The organism is Enterobacter cloacae complex sp. XAL002 (genome assembly GCF_049236805.1).
GTDB lineage: Bacteria > Pseudomonadota > Gammaproteobacteria > Enterobacterales > Enterobacteriaceae > Enterobacter > Enterobacter intestinihominis.
Genome location: NZ_JBMKJN010000017.1, coordinates 1 through 15751, shown reverse-complemented (window position 1 = coordinate 15751; position 15751 = coordinate 1). Strand labels below are relative to the sequence as shown.

The 15751-nt window shown below is 56.0% G+C and carries 12 protein-coding genes and 1 riboswitch; of the genes, 8 read left to right on the top strand and 4 right to left on the bottom strand.

Annotated elements, in window-relative coordinates; all coding sequences use genetic code 11:
* Nucleotides 1–32: 32 nt before the first annotated feature.
* Both ppc and argE read right to left on the bottom strand, forming a co-directional pair.
* Nucleotides 33–2684: a phosphoenolpyruvate carboxylase gene (gene ppc / locus ACOT0L_RS16390; protein ID WP_022649787.1), complete on the bottom strand. Its 2652-nt coding sequence runs from the start codon at nt 2682–2684 to the stop codon at nt 33–35.
* Nucleotides 2685–2990: 306 nt separating this feature from the next.
* Nucleotides 2991–4142, bottom strand: coding sequence for an acetylornithine deacetylase (gene argE, locus ACOT0L_RS16385; protein ID WP_015569956.1), 1152 nt, complete (start codon nt 4140–4142; stop codon nt 2991–2993).
* 88 nt (nt 4143–4230) lie between these two features.
* On the opposite strand from argE, the gene argC reads away from it, so the two are divergent.
* From argC to oxyR, 4 genes are all read left to right on the top strand, one after another.
* On the top strand, nt 4231–5235 hold the full coding sequence (argC, locus tag ACOT0L_RS16380) for an N-acetyl-gamma-glutamyl-phosphate reductase (RefSeq protein ID WP_045623064.1): 1005 nt from the start codon (nt 4231–4233) through the stop codon (nt 5233–5235).
* A 6-nt stretch (nt 5236–5241) separates the two neighbouring features.
* Entirely contained in the window at nt 5242–6018 is a 777-nt protein-coding gene (gene argB / locus ACOT0L_RS16375) for an acetylglutamate kinase (protein WP_096216668.1), read from the top strand.
* 105 nt (nt 6019–6123) lie between these two features.
* The gene (gene argH / locus ACOT0L_RS16370) at nt 6124–7497 is read left to right on the top strand and encodes an argininosuccinate lyase (protein ID WP_023307180.1); all 1374 of its coding nucleotides are present in this window, start codon (nt 6124–6126) and stop codon (nt 7495–7497) included.
* A gap of 305 nt (nt 7498–7802) precedes the next feature.
* Nucleotides 7803–8720 carry a DNA-binding transcriptional regulator OxyR gene (gene oxyR / locus ACOT0L_RS16365; protein ID WP_126503567.1) on the top strand — a complete coding sequence of 306 codons (918 nt, stop codon included), beginning with the start codon at nt 7803–7805 and terminating at the stop codon, nt 8718–8720.
* On the opposite strand, the gene sthA is transcribed toward oxyR, so the two are convergent.
* On the bottom strand, nt 8703–10103 hold the full coding sequence (sthA, locus tag ACOT0L_RS16360) for a Si-specific NAD(P)(+) transhydrogenase (protein ID WP_003862057.1): 1401 nt from the start codon (nt 10101–10103) through the stop codon (nt 8703–8705). The two genes, oxyR and sthA, sit on opposite strands and share 18 nt — an antisense overlap.
* A gap of 196 nt (nt 10104–10299) precedes the next feature.
* On the opposite strand from sthA, the gene fabR reads away from it, so the two are divergent.
* Together fabR and ACOT0L_RS16350 are read left to right on the top strand one after the other, a co-directional pair.
* Nucleotides 10300–10938 (top strand): HTH-type transcriptional repressor FabR, encoded by a 639-nt coding sequence (fabR, locus tag ACOT0L_RS16355; RefSeq protein WP_003862059.1) that lies wholly within the window; start codon nt 10300–10302, stop codon nt 10936–10938.
* Nucleotides 10939–10947: 9 nt separating this feature from the next.
* On the top strand, nt 10948–11307 hold the full coding sequence (locus ACOT0L_RS16350; protein WP_017383113.1) for a YijD family membrane protein: 360 nt from the start codon (nt 10948–10950) through the stop codon (nt 11305–11307).
* Between the two features lie 90 nt (nt 11308–11397).
* On the opposite strand, the gene trmA is transcribed toward ACOT0L_RS16350, so the two are convergent.
* Nucleotides 11398–12498, bottom strand: a complete 1101-nt coding sequence (trmA, locus tag ACOT0L_RS16345; protein ID WP_023298887.1) for a tRNA (uridine(54)-C5)-methyltransferase TrmA — start codon at nt 12496–12498, stop codon at nt 11398–11400.
* A gap of 104 nt (nt 12499–12602) precedes the next feature.
* Nucleotides 12603–12778, top strand: a riboswitch (cobalamin riboswitch).
* A gap of 66 nt (nt 12779–12844) precedes the next feature.
* On the opposite strand from trmA, the gene btuB reads away from it, so the two are divergent.
* Together btuB and murI are read left to right on the top strand one after the other, a co-directional pair.
* Nucleotides 12845–14692, top strand: coding sequence for a TonB-dependent vitamin B12 receptor BtuB (btuB, locus tag ACOT0L_RS16340; RefSeq protein WP_023330102.1), 1848 nt, complete (start codon nt 12845–12847; stop codon nt 14690–14692).
* Nucleotides 14637–15488 (top strand): glutamate racemase, encoded by an 852-nt coding sequence (murI, locus tag ACOT0L_RS16335; RefSeq protein WP_023298885.1) that lies wholly within the window; start codon nt 14637–14639, stop codon nt 15486–15488. The genes btuB and murI overlap by 56 nt, the downstream gene beginning before the upstream one ends.
* The last annotated feature ends 263 nt before the right edge of the window (nt 15489–15751 follow it).

The following is a 15751-nucleotide window of genomic DNA, read 5'->3' as shown; positions in this document are numbered from 1 at the left end:
GGGTAAGCGTAAGCGCCACCCGGCAAAACCGATCAACCGGTGTTACGCATCCCCGCCGCAACGCCCGCAATCGTCACCATCAGCGCCTGTTCAACGCGCGGATCCGGCTCTTTACCTTCCTCTTCCGCCAGACGCGAACGGTGCAGCAGTTCAGCCTGTAAAACGTTCAGCGGGTCGGTGTAGATGTTACGCAGTTGGATAGACTCGGCGATCCACGGCAGGTCTTCCATCAGGTGGGAGTCGTTAGCGATATCCAGCACCACTTTGATGTCGCCTTCCAGCAGCTCGCGTAGCTCTTTACCCAGCGCCCACAGCTCGGGTTTCACCAGACGCTGATCGTAGTATTCCGCCAGCCACAGGTCGGCTTTCGAGAAGACCATCTCCAGCATGCCCAGACGGGTAGAGAAGAATGGCCAGTCGCGGCACATGGTTTCCAGTTCGCTCTGCTTACCGTCTTCCACCACTTTTTGCAGCGCCGCACCGGCACCCAGCCAGGCTGGCAGCATCAGACGGTTTTGCGTCCAGGCAAAGATCCACGGAATGGCGCGCAGGGATTCAACGCCGCCAGTAGGACGACGCTTGGCCGGGCGCGAGCCGAGCGGCAGTTTACCCAGCTCCTGCTCAGGCGTGGCTGAGCGGAAGTAAGGCACAAAGTCTTTGTTTTCACGCACGTAGCCGCGATACAGATCGCAGGAGATGTCAGACAGCTCGTCCATAATCCGGCACCAGGATTCTTTTGGCTCCGGCGGCGGCAGCAAGTTGGCTTCCAGGATCGCACTGGTATAGAGCGACAGGCTGCTGATGGTCACTTCCGGCAGGCCGTACTTGAAGCGGATCATCTCGCCCTGCTCGGTCACGCGCAGTCCGCCTTTCAGGCTTCCTGGTGGTTGGGAGAGCAGCGCCGCGTGTGCAGGCGCACCGCCACGACCAATTGAACCGCCGCGTCCGTGGAACAGGGTCAGTTCAATACCGGCTTTTTCGCAGGTTTTAATTAGCGCATCCTGCGCCTGATACTGCGCCCAGGAGGCTGCCATCACGCCCGCATCTTTCGCGGAGTCGGAATAGCCAATCATCACCATCTGCTTGCCCTGAATAAAGCCGCGATACCAGTCGATGTTCAGCAACTGGGTCATCACGTCGTTGGCGTTGTTCAGGTCGTCGAGAGTCTCAAACAGCGGTGCTACCGGCAGAGCGTAGTCGATGCCCGCTTCTTTCAGCAGAAGGTGAACGCCCAGCACGTCGGACGGGGTCTTCGCCATGGAGATCACATAGGCGGCCACCGATCCTTTCGGCGCATCCACGATCGCTTTACAGGTGTTGAGCACTTCGCGGGTGTCATTGCTTGGCTCCCAATTGCGCGGCAGCAGCGGGCGCTTGGAGTTCAGCTCGCGGATCAGGAACGCCTGTTTGTCGGCTTCGGACCAGCTTTCATAGTCGCCAATGCCGAGATAGCGGGTCAGCTCGCCCAGCGCTTCGGTATGACGGGTGCTTTCCTGACGGACGTCGATACGCACCAGCGGCACGCCGAAACACTTCACGCGGCGCAGGGTGTCGAGCAGCTCGCCATTGGCAATGATGCCCATCCCGCAGGCCTGAAGCGATTTATAACAGGCGTACAGCGGTTCCCAGAGCTGTTCGTTCTGGCTCAGCAGACCTTCCGGCTTCGGCAGGCGCTGGCCTTTCAGGCGCGCTTCCAGCCAGGCCTGCGTGGCCATCAGCTGACCGCGCAGTTTTTTCATCAGGAAACGGTACGGCTCACTGGCACCTTCTTCACCGGCCAGCGCGCGCAGTTCCGGCGTCGCTTCTACCATCGACAGCTCGGAGATCAGCACCTGAATATCTTTCAGGAACAGATCGGTTGCTTTCCAGCGGCTTAACAACAGGACATGACGGGTGATTTCCGCCGTCACGTTCGGGTTGCCGTCGCGGTCGCCGCCCATCCAGGAAGTGAAGCGAACCGGCACAAAGTCGACCGGCAGGCGATAGCCCAGATTTTCTTCCAGCTGTTCGTTCAGCTCGCGCAGGTAGTTTGGCACCCCTTCCCACAGGCTGTTTTCCACCACCGCAAAGCCCCATTTGGCTTCGTCGACCGGGCTTGGGCGATGCTTACGAATTTCATCGGTGTGCCAGGACTGAGCAATCAGCTGGCGCAGGCGGCGCATAAGCTGGTTACGTTCGTAGTCGGCAATGTCTTTGTTATCCAACTGCTTCAGACAGTTGTTCACTTCCACCATTTTGTGGATCAGCGTACGACGCGTGATTTCGGTTGGGTGTGCGGTCAGCACCAGCTCCAGCGAAAGGGATTCCACCGCTTTTTTGATGGTCGCTTCGTTGAGGTTGGGCTGGTCTTTGAGTTTACGAAGGGTGCGGGCAATGACTTCCGGGTTGCTGGCCGCTTCGCCTTTTGGCGAAATGCTGTGGTATTGCTCAGCGGTGTTTGCCAGGTTCAGAAACTGGCTGAAGGCGCGGGCAACGGGCAGTAGCTCATCATTAGAGAGGTTCTGCAAGGTGGTGAGCAGCTCCTGACGATTGGCCTCGTTACCGGCGCGGGAAGATTTGGACAGCTTGCGGATGGTTTCAACACGGTCGAGGATGTTCTCCCCCAACGCATCTTTGATGGTATCTCCAAGCACTTTGCCGAGCATACTGACATTACTACGCAACGCGGAATATTGTTCGTTCATAAAAACCCAGTCACCCCATCATTTTTGTTTATGCCCAGGCGAAAATTTTCTGGACATTATTTTGTCATCTCCCTTTATAAAGCCACGTAAAACCCCCGTCGTCAATTGCTGCGAAAACGGTTCAGCAGATGAATAAATGCGGGCAATTTACGAAATTTAATTCGTATTGCGTCAGATAAGAGATGCTTATGGGAATGTGACGGAGATCGCGGGATTTACTCCCCTCACCCTAACCCTCTCCCCAAAGGGGAGAGGGAACTTGAACACCCTCTCCCCTTTGGGGAGAGGGTAGGGTGAGGGGCCGTTTTAATGCCAGCAGAAGTGATGCACAACCTGGGTAATGAGTTCGCGGGTGGGCTTGATGAAGCGGGTTTCGAGATATTCGTCCGGCTGGTGGGCCTGGTTGATGGAGCCAGGGCCCAGAACCAGCGTCGGGCACAGGGTCTGAATAAACGGCGCTTCGGTACAGTAGTTCACCACGTCGGTTTTCTCCCCGAGCAGTTTTTCCACCACCTGAACCAGCTGGTGGTCAGGCGGGCATTCGTAGCCTGGAATCGGCGGATGCAGTTCGGAGACCGTCAGACGTCCCGGCCAGCGCTCGCTGACCGGGGCCAGCGCTTCGTTCAGTAAGCCATCCAGATCGCTCAGCGTCATACCCGGCAGAGGACGGATATCCATATGCAGTTCGCAGCAGGCGCAGATACGGTTGGACGCATCACCGCCGTGCAGGCTGCCGAGGTTCAGCGTCGGATACGGCACGGTGAACGCCTCGTAGTGATAGCGCTCTTTCAGATCGTCGCGCAGGGTCATGATGCGGCCAATCGCGTCATGCATCAGCTCAATGGCGTTCACGCCGCGCGCCGGATCGCTGGAGTGACCAGACTGGCCCAGCACGCGCACTGCGGTAGAAATATGGCCTTTGTGCGCCCGAATCGGTTGCAGAGAGGTAGGTTCACCGATGATCGCGCAGTCCGGGCGAATCGATGTGTTTTCAGAGAAATACCGTGCGCCCGCCATGCTGGTCTCTTCATCGGCGGTCGCCAGAATGTAGAGCGGCTTTTTCAGCGTTGTCACGTCCACGTCACGCAGCGCGTCGAGGATAAAAGCAAAGAAGCCTTTCATGTCCGCCGTGCCGAGACCGTAGAGCTTGTTGTCGTGCTCTGTCAGGGTGAACGGATCGCGGGTCCAGCGGCCATCGTCAAACGGCACGGTGTCAGTGTGACCAGCCAGCAGCAGGCCGCCAGCGCCATGTCCGGTGCTGGCGAGCAGGTTAAATTTGTGACGTGTTCCGGGGACGGGCTGAACCTCAACGTTAAACCCAAGATCGCTAAACCAACCCGCCAGCAGATTGATTAAAGACTCATTGCTTTGATCCAGCGCTTCTTCCGTTGCGCTGATGGACGGTGTGGCAATCAGGGCGCGGTAAATCTCGATAAATGGCGGTAAGTTCATTTTCATTGTTGACACACCTTAGGTCGTGATAGTATCAATATTCATGCAATAAATGTGAATAAAAATACATTAACGTTGAGCATAAAGGAACCCGATGTTGAATACGCTGATTGTAGGCGCTAGCGGTTATGCGGGCGCAGAGCTTGTAAGCTACGTGAATCGCCACCCACATATGACCATAACCGCTTTGACCGTGTCAGCGCAAAGCAATGATGCCGGAAAGTTAATTTCCGATTTGCATCCACAACTTAAGGGCGTGGTTGATTTGCCTTTGCAGGCCATGTCTGACATCAGCGAGTTTACCGACGGCGTTGACGTGGTGTTTTTAGCCACCGCACACGAGGTCAGTCACGACCTGGCGCCGCAGTTTCTGGCAGCCGGTTGCGTGGTCTTCGATCTCTCCGGCGCGTTTCGCGTTAACGACAGCGCGTTCTACGAAAAATATTACGGCTTCACCCATCAGCACCCGGATCTGCTCGAAAAAGCGGTGTACGGCCTGGCGGAGTGGAGCGCAGATAAACTGAAAGAAGCGAATCTGATTGCCGTGCCTGGCTGTTACCCGACGGCGGCGCAGCTCTCCCTTAAGCCACTGATCGACGCGGGTCTGCTGGATCTTGACCAGTGGCCGGTGATCAACGCCACCAGCGGCGTGAGCGGCGCCGGGCGCAAGGCCGCGATCTCCAACAGCTTCTGCGAAGTGAGCCTTCAGCCGTATGGCGTGTTTAATCACCGTCATCACCCTGAAATCACCACCCATCTGGGCGCGGAGGTGATCTTCACCCCGCACCTCGGTAGCTTCCCGCGCGGGATCCTCGAAACCATTACCTGCCGCCTGAAGCCGGGTGTGACCAAAGAACAGGTGAGCGAAGTCTTCACGCAGGCGTATGCGGATAAACCACTGGTGCGTCTGTATGACAAAGGCGTACCAGCGCTAAAAAACGTGGTCGGCCTGCCATTCTGCGACATCGGCTTTGCCGTGCAGGGCGAGCACCTGATTGTGGTCGCCGCAGAAGATAACTTACTCAAAGGCGCTGCCGCACAGGCAATGCAGTGTGCAAATATTCGTTTCGGCTTCCCTGAAACGCAGGCTCTTATTTAAGGTGTGATGATGAACCCATTAATTATCAAACTCGGTGGTGTACTGCTGGACAGCGAAGAAGCGCTGGAGCGCCTGTTTACCGCGCTGGTGAACTATCGTGAATCACATCAACGTCCGCTGGTGATTGTCCACGGCGGCGGCTGTGTGGTGGACGAGCTGATGAAAGGGCTCAACCTGCCGGTGATTAAGAAAAATGGCCTGCGCGTCACGCCTGCCGACCAGATTGACATTATTACTGGTGCGCTGGCGGGGACGGCGAACAAAACGCTGCTGGCGTGGGCGAAGAAGCACCACATCGCGTCCGTTGGTCTCTGTCTGGGCGATGGCGATTGCGTGAAAGTGACCCAGCTCGACGAAGCGCTTGGCCATGTTGGACTGGCGCAGCCAGGTTCGCCTAAGCTGATTAACACCCTGCTGGAAGGTGGTTTCCTGCCGGTGGTGAGCTCAATCGGCGTGACCGAAGAGGGCGAGCTGATGAACGTCAATGCGGACCAGGCGGCGACGGCGCTGGCGGCCACGCTGGGCGCAGACCTGATCCTGCTCTCCGACGTGAGCGGTATTCTGGACGGCAAAGGCCAGCGCATTGCGGAAATGACCGCCGCAAAAGCCGAACAGCTGATCGATCAGGGCATTATCACCGACGGCATGATCGTTAAGGTGAACGCGGCGCTGGATGCCGCGCGCACGCTGGGTCGTCCGGTGGATATCGCCTCCTGGCGTCACGCGGAGCAACTCCCGGCGCTGTTTAACGGTACGCCGATTGGTACGCGTATTCTGGCTTAAGATTCTGTGCCGGATGGCGCTTCGCTTATCCGGCCTACGTGAATTTTGTAGGCCCGGTAAGCGCAGCGCCACCGGGCAAAAATATCATCATTAAGGAAATTCGTTATGGCACTTTGGGGTGGGCGTTTTACACAGGCAGCGGATCAGCGGTTCAAACAGTTCAACGACTCTTTGCGCTTCGACTACCGCCTGGCCGAACAGGATATTGTCGGCTCTGTGGCCTGGTCCAAAGCGCTGGTGACCGTGGGCGTGCTGACCGCAGAGGAACAGCAGCAGCTGGAAGAGGCGCTGAATAATCTGCTGGAAGAGGTGCGTCTGGATCCGCAGCAAATCCTCCAGAGCGATGCCGAAGATATTCACAGCTGGGTGGAAGGCAAACTTATCGACAAAGTCGGCCAGCTGGGTAAAAAGCTCCATACCGGGCGTAGCCGTAATGACCAGGTGGCGACCGACCTGAAGCTGTGGTGTAAAGAGACCGTCGGCGAACTGCTGGCGGCGAATCGTCAGCTGCAGAGCGCGCTGGTGGACACTGCGCAGAACAATCAGGATGCGGTGATGCCGGGTTATACCCACCTGCAACGCGCACAGCCGGTGACCTTTGCGCACTGGTGTCTGGCCTACGTTGAGATGCTGGCGCGTGATGAGAGCCGTTTACAGGATACCTTAACGCGTCTGGACGTCAGCCCGCTGGGCAGCGGCGCGCTGGCCGGTACGGCTTATGAAATCGACCGTGAGCAGCTGGCAGGCTGGCTGGGCTTTGCTTCCGCCACCCGCAACAGCCTGGACAGCGTCTCTGACCGTGACCATGTGCTGGAGCTGCTGTCGAATGCCTCTATCGGGATGGTGCACCTGTCGCGCTTTGCCGAAGACCTGATCTTCTTTAACTCTGGCGAAGCCGGGTTTGTGGAGCTGTCCGACCGTGTGACGTCCGGCTCCTCCCTGATGCCGCAAAAGAAAAACCCGGATGCGCTGGAGCTGATCCGCGGTAAGTGTGGCCGCGTGCAGGGCGCGCTGACCGGCATGATGATGACCCTGAAAGGGCTGCCGCTGGCATACAACAAAGATATGCAGGAAGACAAAGAGGGGCTGTTCGACGCGCTCGACACCTGGCTGGACTGTCTGCATATGGGCGCGCTGGTGCTGGACGGCATTCAGGTGAAACGTCCGCGCTGTCAGGAAGCGGCGCAGCAGGGCTATGCTAACTCTACCGAGCTGGCGGACTACCTGGTGGCGAAAGGCGTACCGTTCCGCGAGGCGCACCATATTGTGGGTGAAGCGGTAGTGGAAGCGATTCGTCAGGGTAAAGCCCTTGAAGAGCTGGCGCTTGCCGACCTGCAGAAATTCAGTGCGGTTATTGGGGAGGATGTCTACCCGATTCTGGCCCTGCAATCCTGCCTGGATAAGCGTGCGGCGAAAGGTGGAGTCTCGCCGAAGCAGGTAGCGCAGGCGATTGCGGACGCGAAAAACCGGTTGGTTTGATTTGTGCGGGCTGGTGCCCTCACCCCGGCCCTCTTCCACAGGGAGAGGGAGAAAAACGGAGCCTGGCTTAGTGCTGGGCTTTTTTATACGCAAAAAAAAGCGGACCACGGGGTCCGCAAAAGTTCACGTTGGCTTTAGTTTTTCGAGTTTTGAGAGAAACTCGCTGACGGTGCGGGGTCGTTTTGGGTCAAACACGTGCCGCCTCGTCTATGTGATGTATTATTCAACAGAATGCTTGATAGGGATAATCGTTCGTTGCTATGCTATCTATCGCCATGAACTATCGTGGCGACGGAGGATGAATAATGAATATTCGTGATCTTGAATACCTGGTAGCGTTAGCTGAGCATCGCCATTTTCGCCGCGCGGCAGACTCCTGCCATGTCAGCCAGCCAACGCTGAGCGGTCAGATCCGCAAGCTGGAAGATGAGCTGGGCGTGATGCTGCTGGAGCGCACCAGTCGTAAGGTACTGTTCACGCAGGCAGGTCTGCTGCTGGTGGATCAGGCGCGCACCGTACTGCGCGAGGTCAAAGTGCTCAAGGAAATGGCAAGCCAGCAGGGGGAGGCGATGTCCGGCCCGCTGCATATTGGCCTGATCCCAACCGTTGGCCCGTATCTGTTGCCGCAAATCATTCCGCTGCTGCACCAGACGTTCCCGAAACTCGAAATGTACCTGCATGAAGCGCAAACCCATCAGCTGCTGGCGCAGTTAGACAGCGGCAAGCTCGACTGCGCGATCCTGGCGCTGGTCAAAGAGAGTGAAGCCTTTATTGAAGTACCGCTGTTCGATGAGCCGATGATGCTGGCGATCTATGAAGATCACCCGTGGGCGAACCGCGATCGCGTGCCGATGGCCGATCTGGCCGGAGAAAAGCTGCTGATGCTGGAAGACGGCCACTGTCTGCGCGATCAGGCGATGGGCTTCTGCTTCGAAGCGGGTGCAGATGAAGATACCCATTTCCGCGCAACCAGCCTGGAAACGCTGCGTAACATGGTCGCGGCGGGAAGTGGCATTACGCTGCTGCCTGCGCTGGCCGTGCCGCGCGAGCGTAAGCGTGATGGCGTGGTCTATCTGCCGTGTATTAAGCCAGAGCCGCGTCGCACGATCGGCCTGGTTTATCGTCCGGGTTCACCGCTGCGCAGCCGCTATGAGCAGCTGGCAGAGGCCATCCGTGGTGCAATGGATGGCCATTTCGACAACACGTTAAAACAGGCGGTTTAAGCCGTTCAGCGCAGCTACCCGATAGGCTTCCGCCATGGTCGGGTAGTTAAAGGTGGTGTTAACGAAGTACTCGATGGTGTTGCCACCACCTTTTTGCTCCATGATCGCCTGGCCGATATGAATGATTTCCGCGGCACGTTCACCAAAGCAGTGAATACCGAGGATCTCTTTCGTCTCGCGATGGAACAGGATCTTCAGCGTACCCACGCTCATCCCCACAATTTGTGCGCGCGCCAGGTGTTTAAACTGGGCACGACCCACCTCGTAAGGCACCTTCATGGCCGTCAACTGCTGCTCGGTTTTGCCGACAGAACTGATTTCCGGGATGGTGTAGATGCCCGTCGGGATGTCCTCGATCAGATGCGCCGTCGCTTCACCTTTCACCAGCGCCTGTGCGGCGATGCGGCCCTGATCGTAAGCAGCGGAGGCCAGACTTGGGTAACCAATTACATCGCCCACCGCGTAAACGTGCGGCAGCGCAGTCTGGTACATGCTGTTGACCTTGAGCTGACCGCGGCTGTCGGTTTCAAGCCCGATATTCTCCAGCTGCAATGAATCCGTGTTGCCGGTACGGCCGTTGGCATACAGCAGGCAGTCCGCCTTCAGCTTCTTACCAGATTTCAGGTGCATGATCACACCGTCGTCGCAGCCTTCGATTTTCTCGTACTCTTCGTTGTGGCGAATCACCACGCCACTGTTCCAGAAGTGGTAGGAGAGGGAATCTGACATCTCCTGATCGAGGAACGCCAGCAGCCGGTCGCGGGTGTTGATCAAATCAACTTTGACCTCCATTCCCCGGAAAATCGACGCATATTCACAGCCAATCACGCCCGCGCCATAGATGATCACATGGCGTGGCTCGTGGTGCAGGCTGAGGATGGAGTCGCTGTCGTAAATGCGTGGATGAGAGAAGTCCACGTCTGCCGGATGATATGGGCGCGATCCGCAGGCAATCACAAATTTTTCAGCGGTGAGCGTCTCAACCGAACCGTCGTGGCACTCCAGCGCCAGGGTGTGTTCATCCACAAAATGCGCGTTACCCTGCAGAATTTCACAGTGGTTGCGCTCATAGAAACCCTGACGCATGCGCGTCTGCTGGTTAATGACCGTGTCTGCGTGATTCAGGATATCGGCAAAGGAAGAACGAAGAAGTCGGGAGTGGTCGCTGTAAAGAGGGTTCTGGTTAAATTCGATAATGCGGCTAACGGCGTGGCGGAGGGCTTTCGAAGGGATGGTGCCCCAGTGGGTGCAACCGCCGCCGACATTATGGTAGCGCTCAATAACCGCTACTCTGGCTCCCTGTTTTACCAGACCCATAGCAGCACCTTCGCCGCCGGGGCCGGAACCAATAACTATTGCGTCGTAATCGTAGGAATGTGGCATGGCAAGGCTTACCTGTTCTTATACATAAAAGCAACAGAATCATAACATCATTGCCTGGGTAACCCAATTATCGTTGTGCTTTTTTCGGGCAGTGGAGCACAAACCGCGCGTAAACAATCATTCACAAAGCCAGGTAAACAGATTAATTTTATTCTCTGGTATAGTGCCAACGGGCCTTTGGAAGGATTCAACTATCGTGATGGGCGTAAGAGCACAACAAAAAGAGAAAACCCGGCGTTCGCTGGTGGAAGCCGCATTCAGTCAACTGAGTGCTGAGCGGAGTTTTGCCAGTTTAAGCCTGCGCGAAGTGGCGCGCGAGGCCGGGATTGCGCCAACGTCCTTCTATCGTCATTTCCGTGATGTGGATGAACTGGGCCTGACCATGGTCGACGAGAGCGGTTTGATGCTGCGCCAGCTTATGCGTCAGGCGCGTCAGCGTATTGCCAAAGGCGGCAGCGTGATCCGCACCTCCGTGTCGACATTTATGGAATTTATCGGCAATAACCCTAACGCGTTTCGCCTTTTGCTGCGCGAGCGCTCTGGCACGTCGGCGGCGTTTCGTGCCGCCGTCGCGCGTGAAATTCAGCATTTCATCGCGGAACTTGCCGACTATCTTGAACTCGAAAACCATATGCCGCGTGCGTTTACTGAAGCACAGGCCGAGGCGATGGTGACCATTGTTTTCAGTGCGGGTGCCGAAGCGCTGGATGTCAGCATTGAACAACGTAAGCAACTCGAAGAGCGACTGGTATTGCAGCTGCGGATGATTTCTAAAGGTGCGTACTACTGGTATCGCCGTGAACAAGAGAAGTTGGCACATCAAAACGATGAGTGAAGGTGAGTAATGAAACAGTCAGGTCAGGATAAAGGAACGCTGTTGCTGGCATTGATCGCTGGCTTATCCATCAATGGTACGTTTGCGGCGGTTTTCAGCTCAATTGTACCGTTCTCGATTTTCCCGATTATCGCGCTGGTGCTGACGGTGTATTGCCTGCATCAACGTTATCTGAACCGCACCATGCCGGTTGGGTTACCGGGGCTGGCCGCAGCCTGTTTTATTCTGGGTGTACTGTTGTACAGCACCGTGGTGCGTGCAGAGTATCCGGATATCGGTTCTAACTTCCTGCCTGCGGTGCTGTCTGTGGCGCTGGTGTTCTGGATTGGCTCGCGCATGCGTAGCCGCAAGAGCCAGTTACCAGAGTAAAGGGTTTTGTCATTGTAGGCCGGATAAGCGAAGCGCCATCCGGCTTTTTTGGCAGGTGGCGCTTCGCTTACCTGCCCTACAAGGCCCACATTACTTCGCCGTGAGCAGTACGCCGCACTCCATATGGTGCGTATATGGGAACTGATCGAACAGCGCCAGACGTTCAACCTTGTGCGTCTGGCTTAATGTTTCCAGATTCTTGCACAGCGTCTCCGGGTTACAGGAGATGTACAAAATACGCGGGTACGCCTGCACCATCTTCTCGGTTTCGCTGTCCAGGCCACTGCGCGGCGGATCGACAAAAATTGTCTCACACTGGTAGCTCTTCAAATCAATCCCTTGCAGGCGGTTAAACTCACGTACGCCGTTCATCGCCTGGGTAAACTCTTCTGCCGCCATACGAATGATCTGCACATTATCAATATGGTTAGCGGCGATGTTGTACTGCGCGGCGGCCACCGACGGTTTGGCGATTTCCGTCGCAAGCACGCGTTCGAAGTTACGCGCCAGCGCCAGCGAGAAGTTGCCGTTACCGCAGTAGAGCTCCAGCAGATCGCCCGTCGACCCTTCCGTCGCATTCAGCGCCCACTCCAGCATCTGCACGTTCATTGCCGCATTCGGCTGGGTGAAGCTGTTCTCCACCTGACGGTAAACCATCTCTTTTCCTGCCACCGGCAAACGCTCGTCGATGTAATCCTGGTCCAGCATGATTTTGGTTTTGGTCGCGCGGCCAATCAGGTGCACGTTGATGTTCTGCGCGCGCAGCGCATCGCGCAGGGCTTCTGCCTGCTCGCGCCACTCGTCGGTCAGCGCTTTGTGATAGAGCAGAGAGACAATGGCCTGATTGCTTTGGGTGGTCAGGTAGTCAATCTGGAACAGCTTGTTGCGCAGCACCGGATTAGTGCGCACACCGTCGATCATCAGCGTCATTAGCTGGTTGATAAGCTCACTCGCCGCCGGGAAACTGTCTACGCGAATCCGGGATTTCGTCTGCTGATCGAAAATGATGTGGTACAGGTCATCGCCATCGTGCCAGATGCGAAACTCAGCGCGCATACGGTAGTGGCTGACCGGAGAACGAAACACCTCGGGAACGGGCGCGTTGAAAGGCGTCATCATACTTTGCAGGCGGACAACTTTTTCTGCCAGCTGTGCGTCGTACTGTTCTGTCGGGAGGTGTTCGGGGGTCATGATGCGTCCTGAGTGATAAAGAATTACGCGGGGATTGTAGGGATTGTGCAGTGGATGTCCAGATTTAATGGCTAATAGCTATCTGGACATCTATACGTGTCTAATTGTAGCATTCTGTTTCCGGCCTCCTGAGAGTGAAAAGGGAATCCAGTGCAAATCTGGAGCTGACGCGCAGCGGTAAAGACTGGCGGGATGAGAGTTGTAGACACTGTGAAAACGGGAAGTCTTCATCCGTATAACGCCACCCAGCCCGAAGACCTGCCGGGATCACGTCGCATTTGGTTTCATCATCGCGTGCTATCGATGAGGCCTGCGGCATCCTTCTTATATTGTGGATGCTTTAACAATGATTAAAAAAGTATCGCTGTTGACGGCGTTTTCCGTCACGGCATTTTCGGGCTGGGCGCAGGAAAGCGCCGACTCGTTGGTGGTGACAGCAAACCGTTTCGAACAACCTGAAAAATCTGTTCTGGCTGCGACTTCTGTCGTGACGCGGGCCGATATCGACCGCTGGCAATCCACCACGGTTCTGGATGTCATGCGTCGCCTGCCTGGCGTAGATACGGCACAAAATGGCGGGATGGGGCAGCTCTCTTCTCTCTTTATACGCGGTACGAACTCCAGCCATGTCCTGATTCTCGTCGATGGGATCCGCCTTAACCAGGCGGGCGTCACGGGGTCGTCCGATCTCAGCCAGTTTCCGATCTCCCTGGTGCAGCGCATCGAATATCTTCGTGGACCGCGTTCGGCGGTGTACGGCTCGGATGCGATCGGTGGTGTAGTCAACATTATCACTACGCGTGCGAAGGATGGCACAACGCTGAATGCTGGCGTTGGGACACACGGCTTCCAGAATTATGGTGGCAGCACCCAGCAAACATTGGGTGAAAGTACGCGCGTTACGCTGGCGGGGGATTACACCTACACAAAAGGCTTTGACGTCGTTGCTGACGGTAATAACGGCGGCCTTGCCCAGACCGATCGCGACGGCTTTATGAATAAAACGCTCTACGGCGCACTGGAGCATGCTTTCTCTGAGCAATGGAGTGGTTTCGTTCGCGGCTATGGTTACAGCAACCGTACCGCCTATGACGGCTATTACAGTTCATTTACCCCTGATGTGCTGGTTGATACCCGCCAACTCTATAGCCAGACCTGGGATGCCGGATTGCGGTTTAACCGGGATGTTTTCCATTCACAGTTGCTCTCCAGCTACAGTCACAGCAAAGACTACAATTACGATCCGCACCTTGGACGCTATGACTCCACAGCAACCCTGGATGAAATCAAACAGTACAATGTTCAGTGGACCAACTCAGTTGACGTGGGACATGGCAACATCGGCGCGGGCGTTGACTGGCAGAAACAGAGCACCGAGCCGGGTACCAACTACGTAACCAACGCCTATGACCTGCGTAACACTGGCGTCTACCTGACTGGGTTGCAGCAGTTTGGAGATTTCACTCTGGAGGCGGCAGCCCGCAGCGATGACAACTCTCAGTTTGGTCGCCATGGTACCTGGCAAAGTAGCGCAGCCTGGGAGTTCGTTGACGGTTACCGCTTCATAGCCTCTTATGGCACGGCCTATAAAGCGCCGAATCTGGGTCAGCTCTATGGCTTCTACGGCAATACCCATCTTGATCCTGAAGAGAGCAAGCAGTGGGAAGGGGCGTTTGAAGGCCTGACGGCAGGCGTAAGCTGGCGCGTATCCGGCTATCGTAATGACGTTGATAATCTCATCGACTTCAACAATAACCTGCAGCAATATTACAACGTCGGCAAAGCACGCATTAAAGGTGTAGAAGCGACAGCGTCGTTTGATACGGGTCCGTTGACGCATACTGTGGGCTACGACTATGTGGATGCCCGCAATGCGGCAACCAATCAACTTCTGGACCGTCGTGCTAAACAGCAGGTGAAATATCAGCTTGATACGCAGATCTATGATGTTGACTGGAGCCTGACGTATCACTATCTCGGCACGCGCTACGACACCGACTTTGGAACCTATCCGTCAGAGAAAGTTAAAATGGGCGGCGTCAGCCTGTGGGACGTCGCGGTTTCATATCCTGTCACCTCACATCTCACAGTTCGTGGTAAAATAGCCAACCTGTTCGATAAAGATTACGAGACAGTTTATGGCTACCAAACTGCAGGACGGGAATACACCTTGTCTGGCAGCTACACCTTCTGATCCGCGTCCCACCGTGCTGGTGTTTGATTCCGGCGTCGGTGGGCTTTCGGTCTATGATGAGATTCGGCAGCTCCTGCCGGATCTCCATTACATCTACGCCTTCGATAACGTCGCGTTCCCGTATGGGGAAAAGAGTGAAGACTTTATCGTTGAGCGTGTGATTGAAATCGTCACCGCGGTACAAAAGCGCTATCCCCTGGCGCTGGCGGTTATTGCCTGTAATACGGCAAGCACGGTCTCTCTTCCTGCCCTGCGCGAAAAATTCCCGTTCCCGGTTGTGGGCGTTGTCCCGGCAATCAAACCTGCGGCGCGTCTGACGGCGAACGGTATCGTGGGGTTGCTGGCGACACGCGGTACGGTAAAACGTCCTTATACGCGAGAGCTTATTGAGCGCTTTGCCAATGAATGCCAGATCGCCATGCTCGGCTCCGCGGAGCTGGTGGAAATGGCGGAAGCGAAACTGCACGGCGAGACGGTATCGCTTGAAGAGCTGCGTCGCATTCTGCGTCCATGGCTGCGGATGCAGGAACCACCGGATACGGTTGTTCTCGGCTGCACCCATTTCCCGCTATTACAGGAAGAGCTGTTAAAGGTTTTGCCTGAAGGGACCCGGCTGGTGGATTCCGGTGCTGCGATTGCGCGTCGGACGGCCTGGCTACTGGAGCACGAGGCGCCGGATGCGAAATCAGCGGATGCGAACATCGCTTTCTGTATGGCGATAACAAAAGAAACCGAACAACTTTTGCCCGTTTTACGTCGTTATGGCTTCGAAACGCTCGAAAAACTGGCGCTGTAGCACGGTTTTGAGCAAAAAAGAGACGGTTGAACGTTTTTTTTCAAAGAGGGGTTGTCAACGTCTGAGAACTCCCTATAATGCGCCTCCACTGACACGGAACAACGGCTTACAAGCCGCCGGGACAGCGGGGTTCAGAGATGAACGCCAACAGAGAAAAGTGAAAATAATTGCTTGACTCTGAATGAGGAAAACGTAATATACGGGACCTCGCAACGATGAGCTGAAAGCCGCGTTGCAACTGCTCTTTAACAATTTATCAGACA

Coding starts and splice junctions, on each gene's coding strand:
- ppc (WP_022649787.1), bottom strand. CDS start 2,684: ATGAACGAACAATATTCCGCGTTGCGTAGTAATGTCAGTATGCTCGGC.
- argE (WP_015569956.1), bottom strand. CDS start 4,142: ATGAAAATGAACTTACCGCCATTTATCGAGATTTACCGCGCCCTGATT.
- argC (WP_045623064.1), top strand. CDS start 4,231: ATGTTGAATACGCTGATTGTAGGCGCTAGCGGTTATGCGGGCGCAGAG.
- argB (WP_096216668.1), top strand. CDS start 5,242: ATGATGAACCCATTAATTATCAAACTCGGTGGTGTACTGCTGGACAGC.
- argH (WP_023307180.1), top strand. CDS start 6,124: ATGGCACTTTGGGGTGGGCGTTTTACACAGGCAGCGGATCAGCGGTTC.
- oxyR (WP_126503567.1), top strand. CDS start 7,803: ATGAATATTCGTGATCTTGAATACCTGGTAGCGTTAGCTGAGCATCGC.
- sthA (WP_003862057.1), bottom strand. CDS start 10,103: ATGCCACATTCCTACGATTACGACGCAATAGTTATTGGTTCCGGCCCC.
- ACOT0L_RS16350 (WP_017383113.1), top strand. CDS start 10,948: ATGAAACAGTCAGGTCAGGATAAAGGAACGCTGTTGCTGGCATTGATC.
- trmA (WP_023298887.1), bottom strand. CDS start 12,498: ATGACCCCCGAACACCTCCCGACAGAACAGTACGACGCACAGCTGGCA.
- btuB (WP_023330102.1), top strand. CDS start 12,845: ATGATTAAAAAAGTATCGCTGTTGACGGCGTTTTCCGTCACGGCATTT.
- murI (WP_023298885.1), top strand. CDS start 14,637: ATGGCTACCAAACTGCAGGACGGGAATACACCTTGTCTGGCAGCTACA.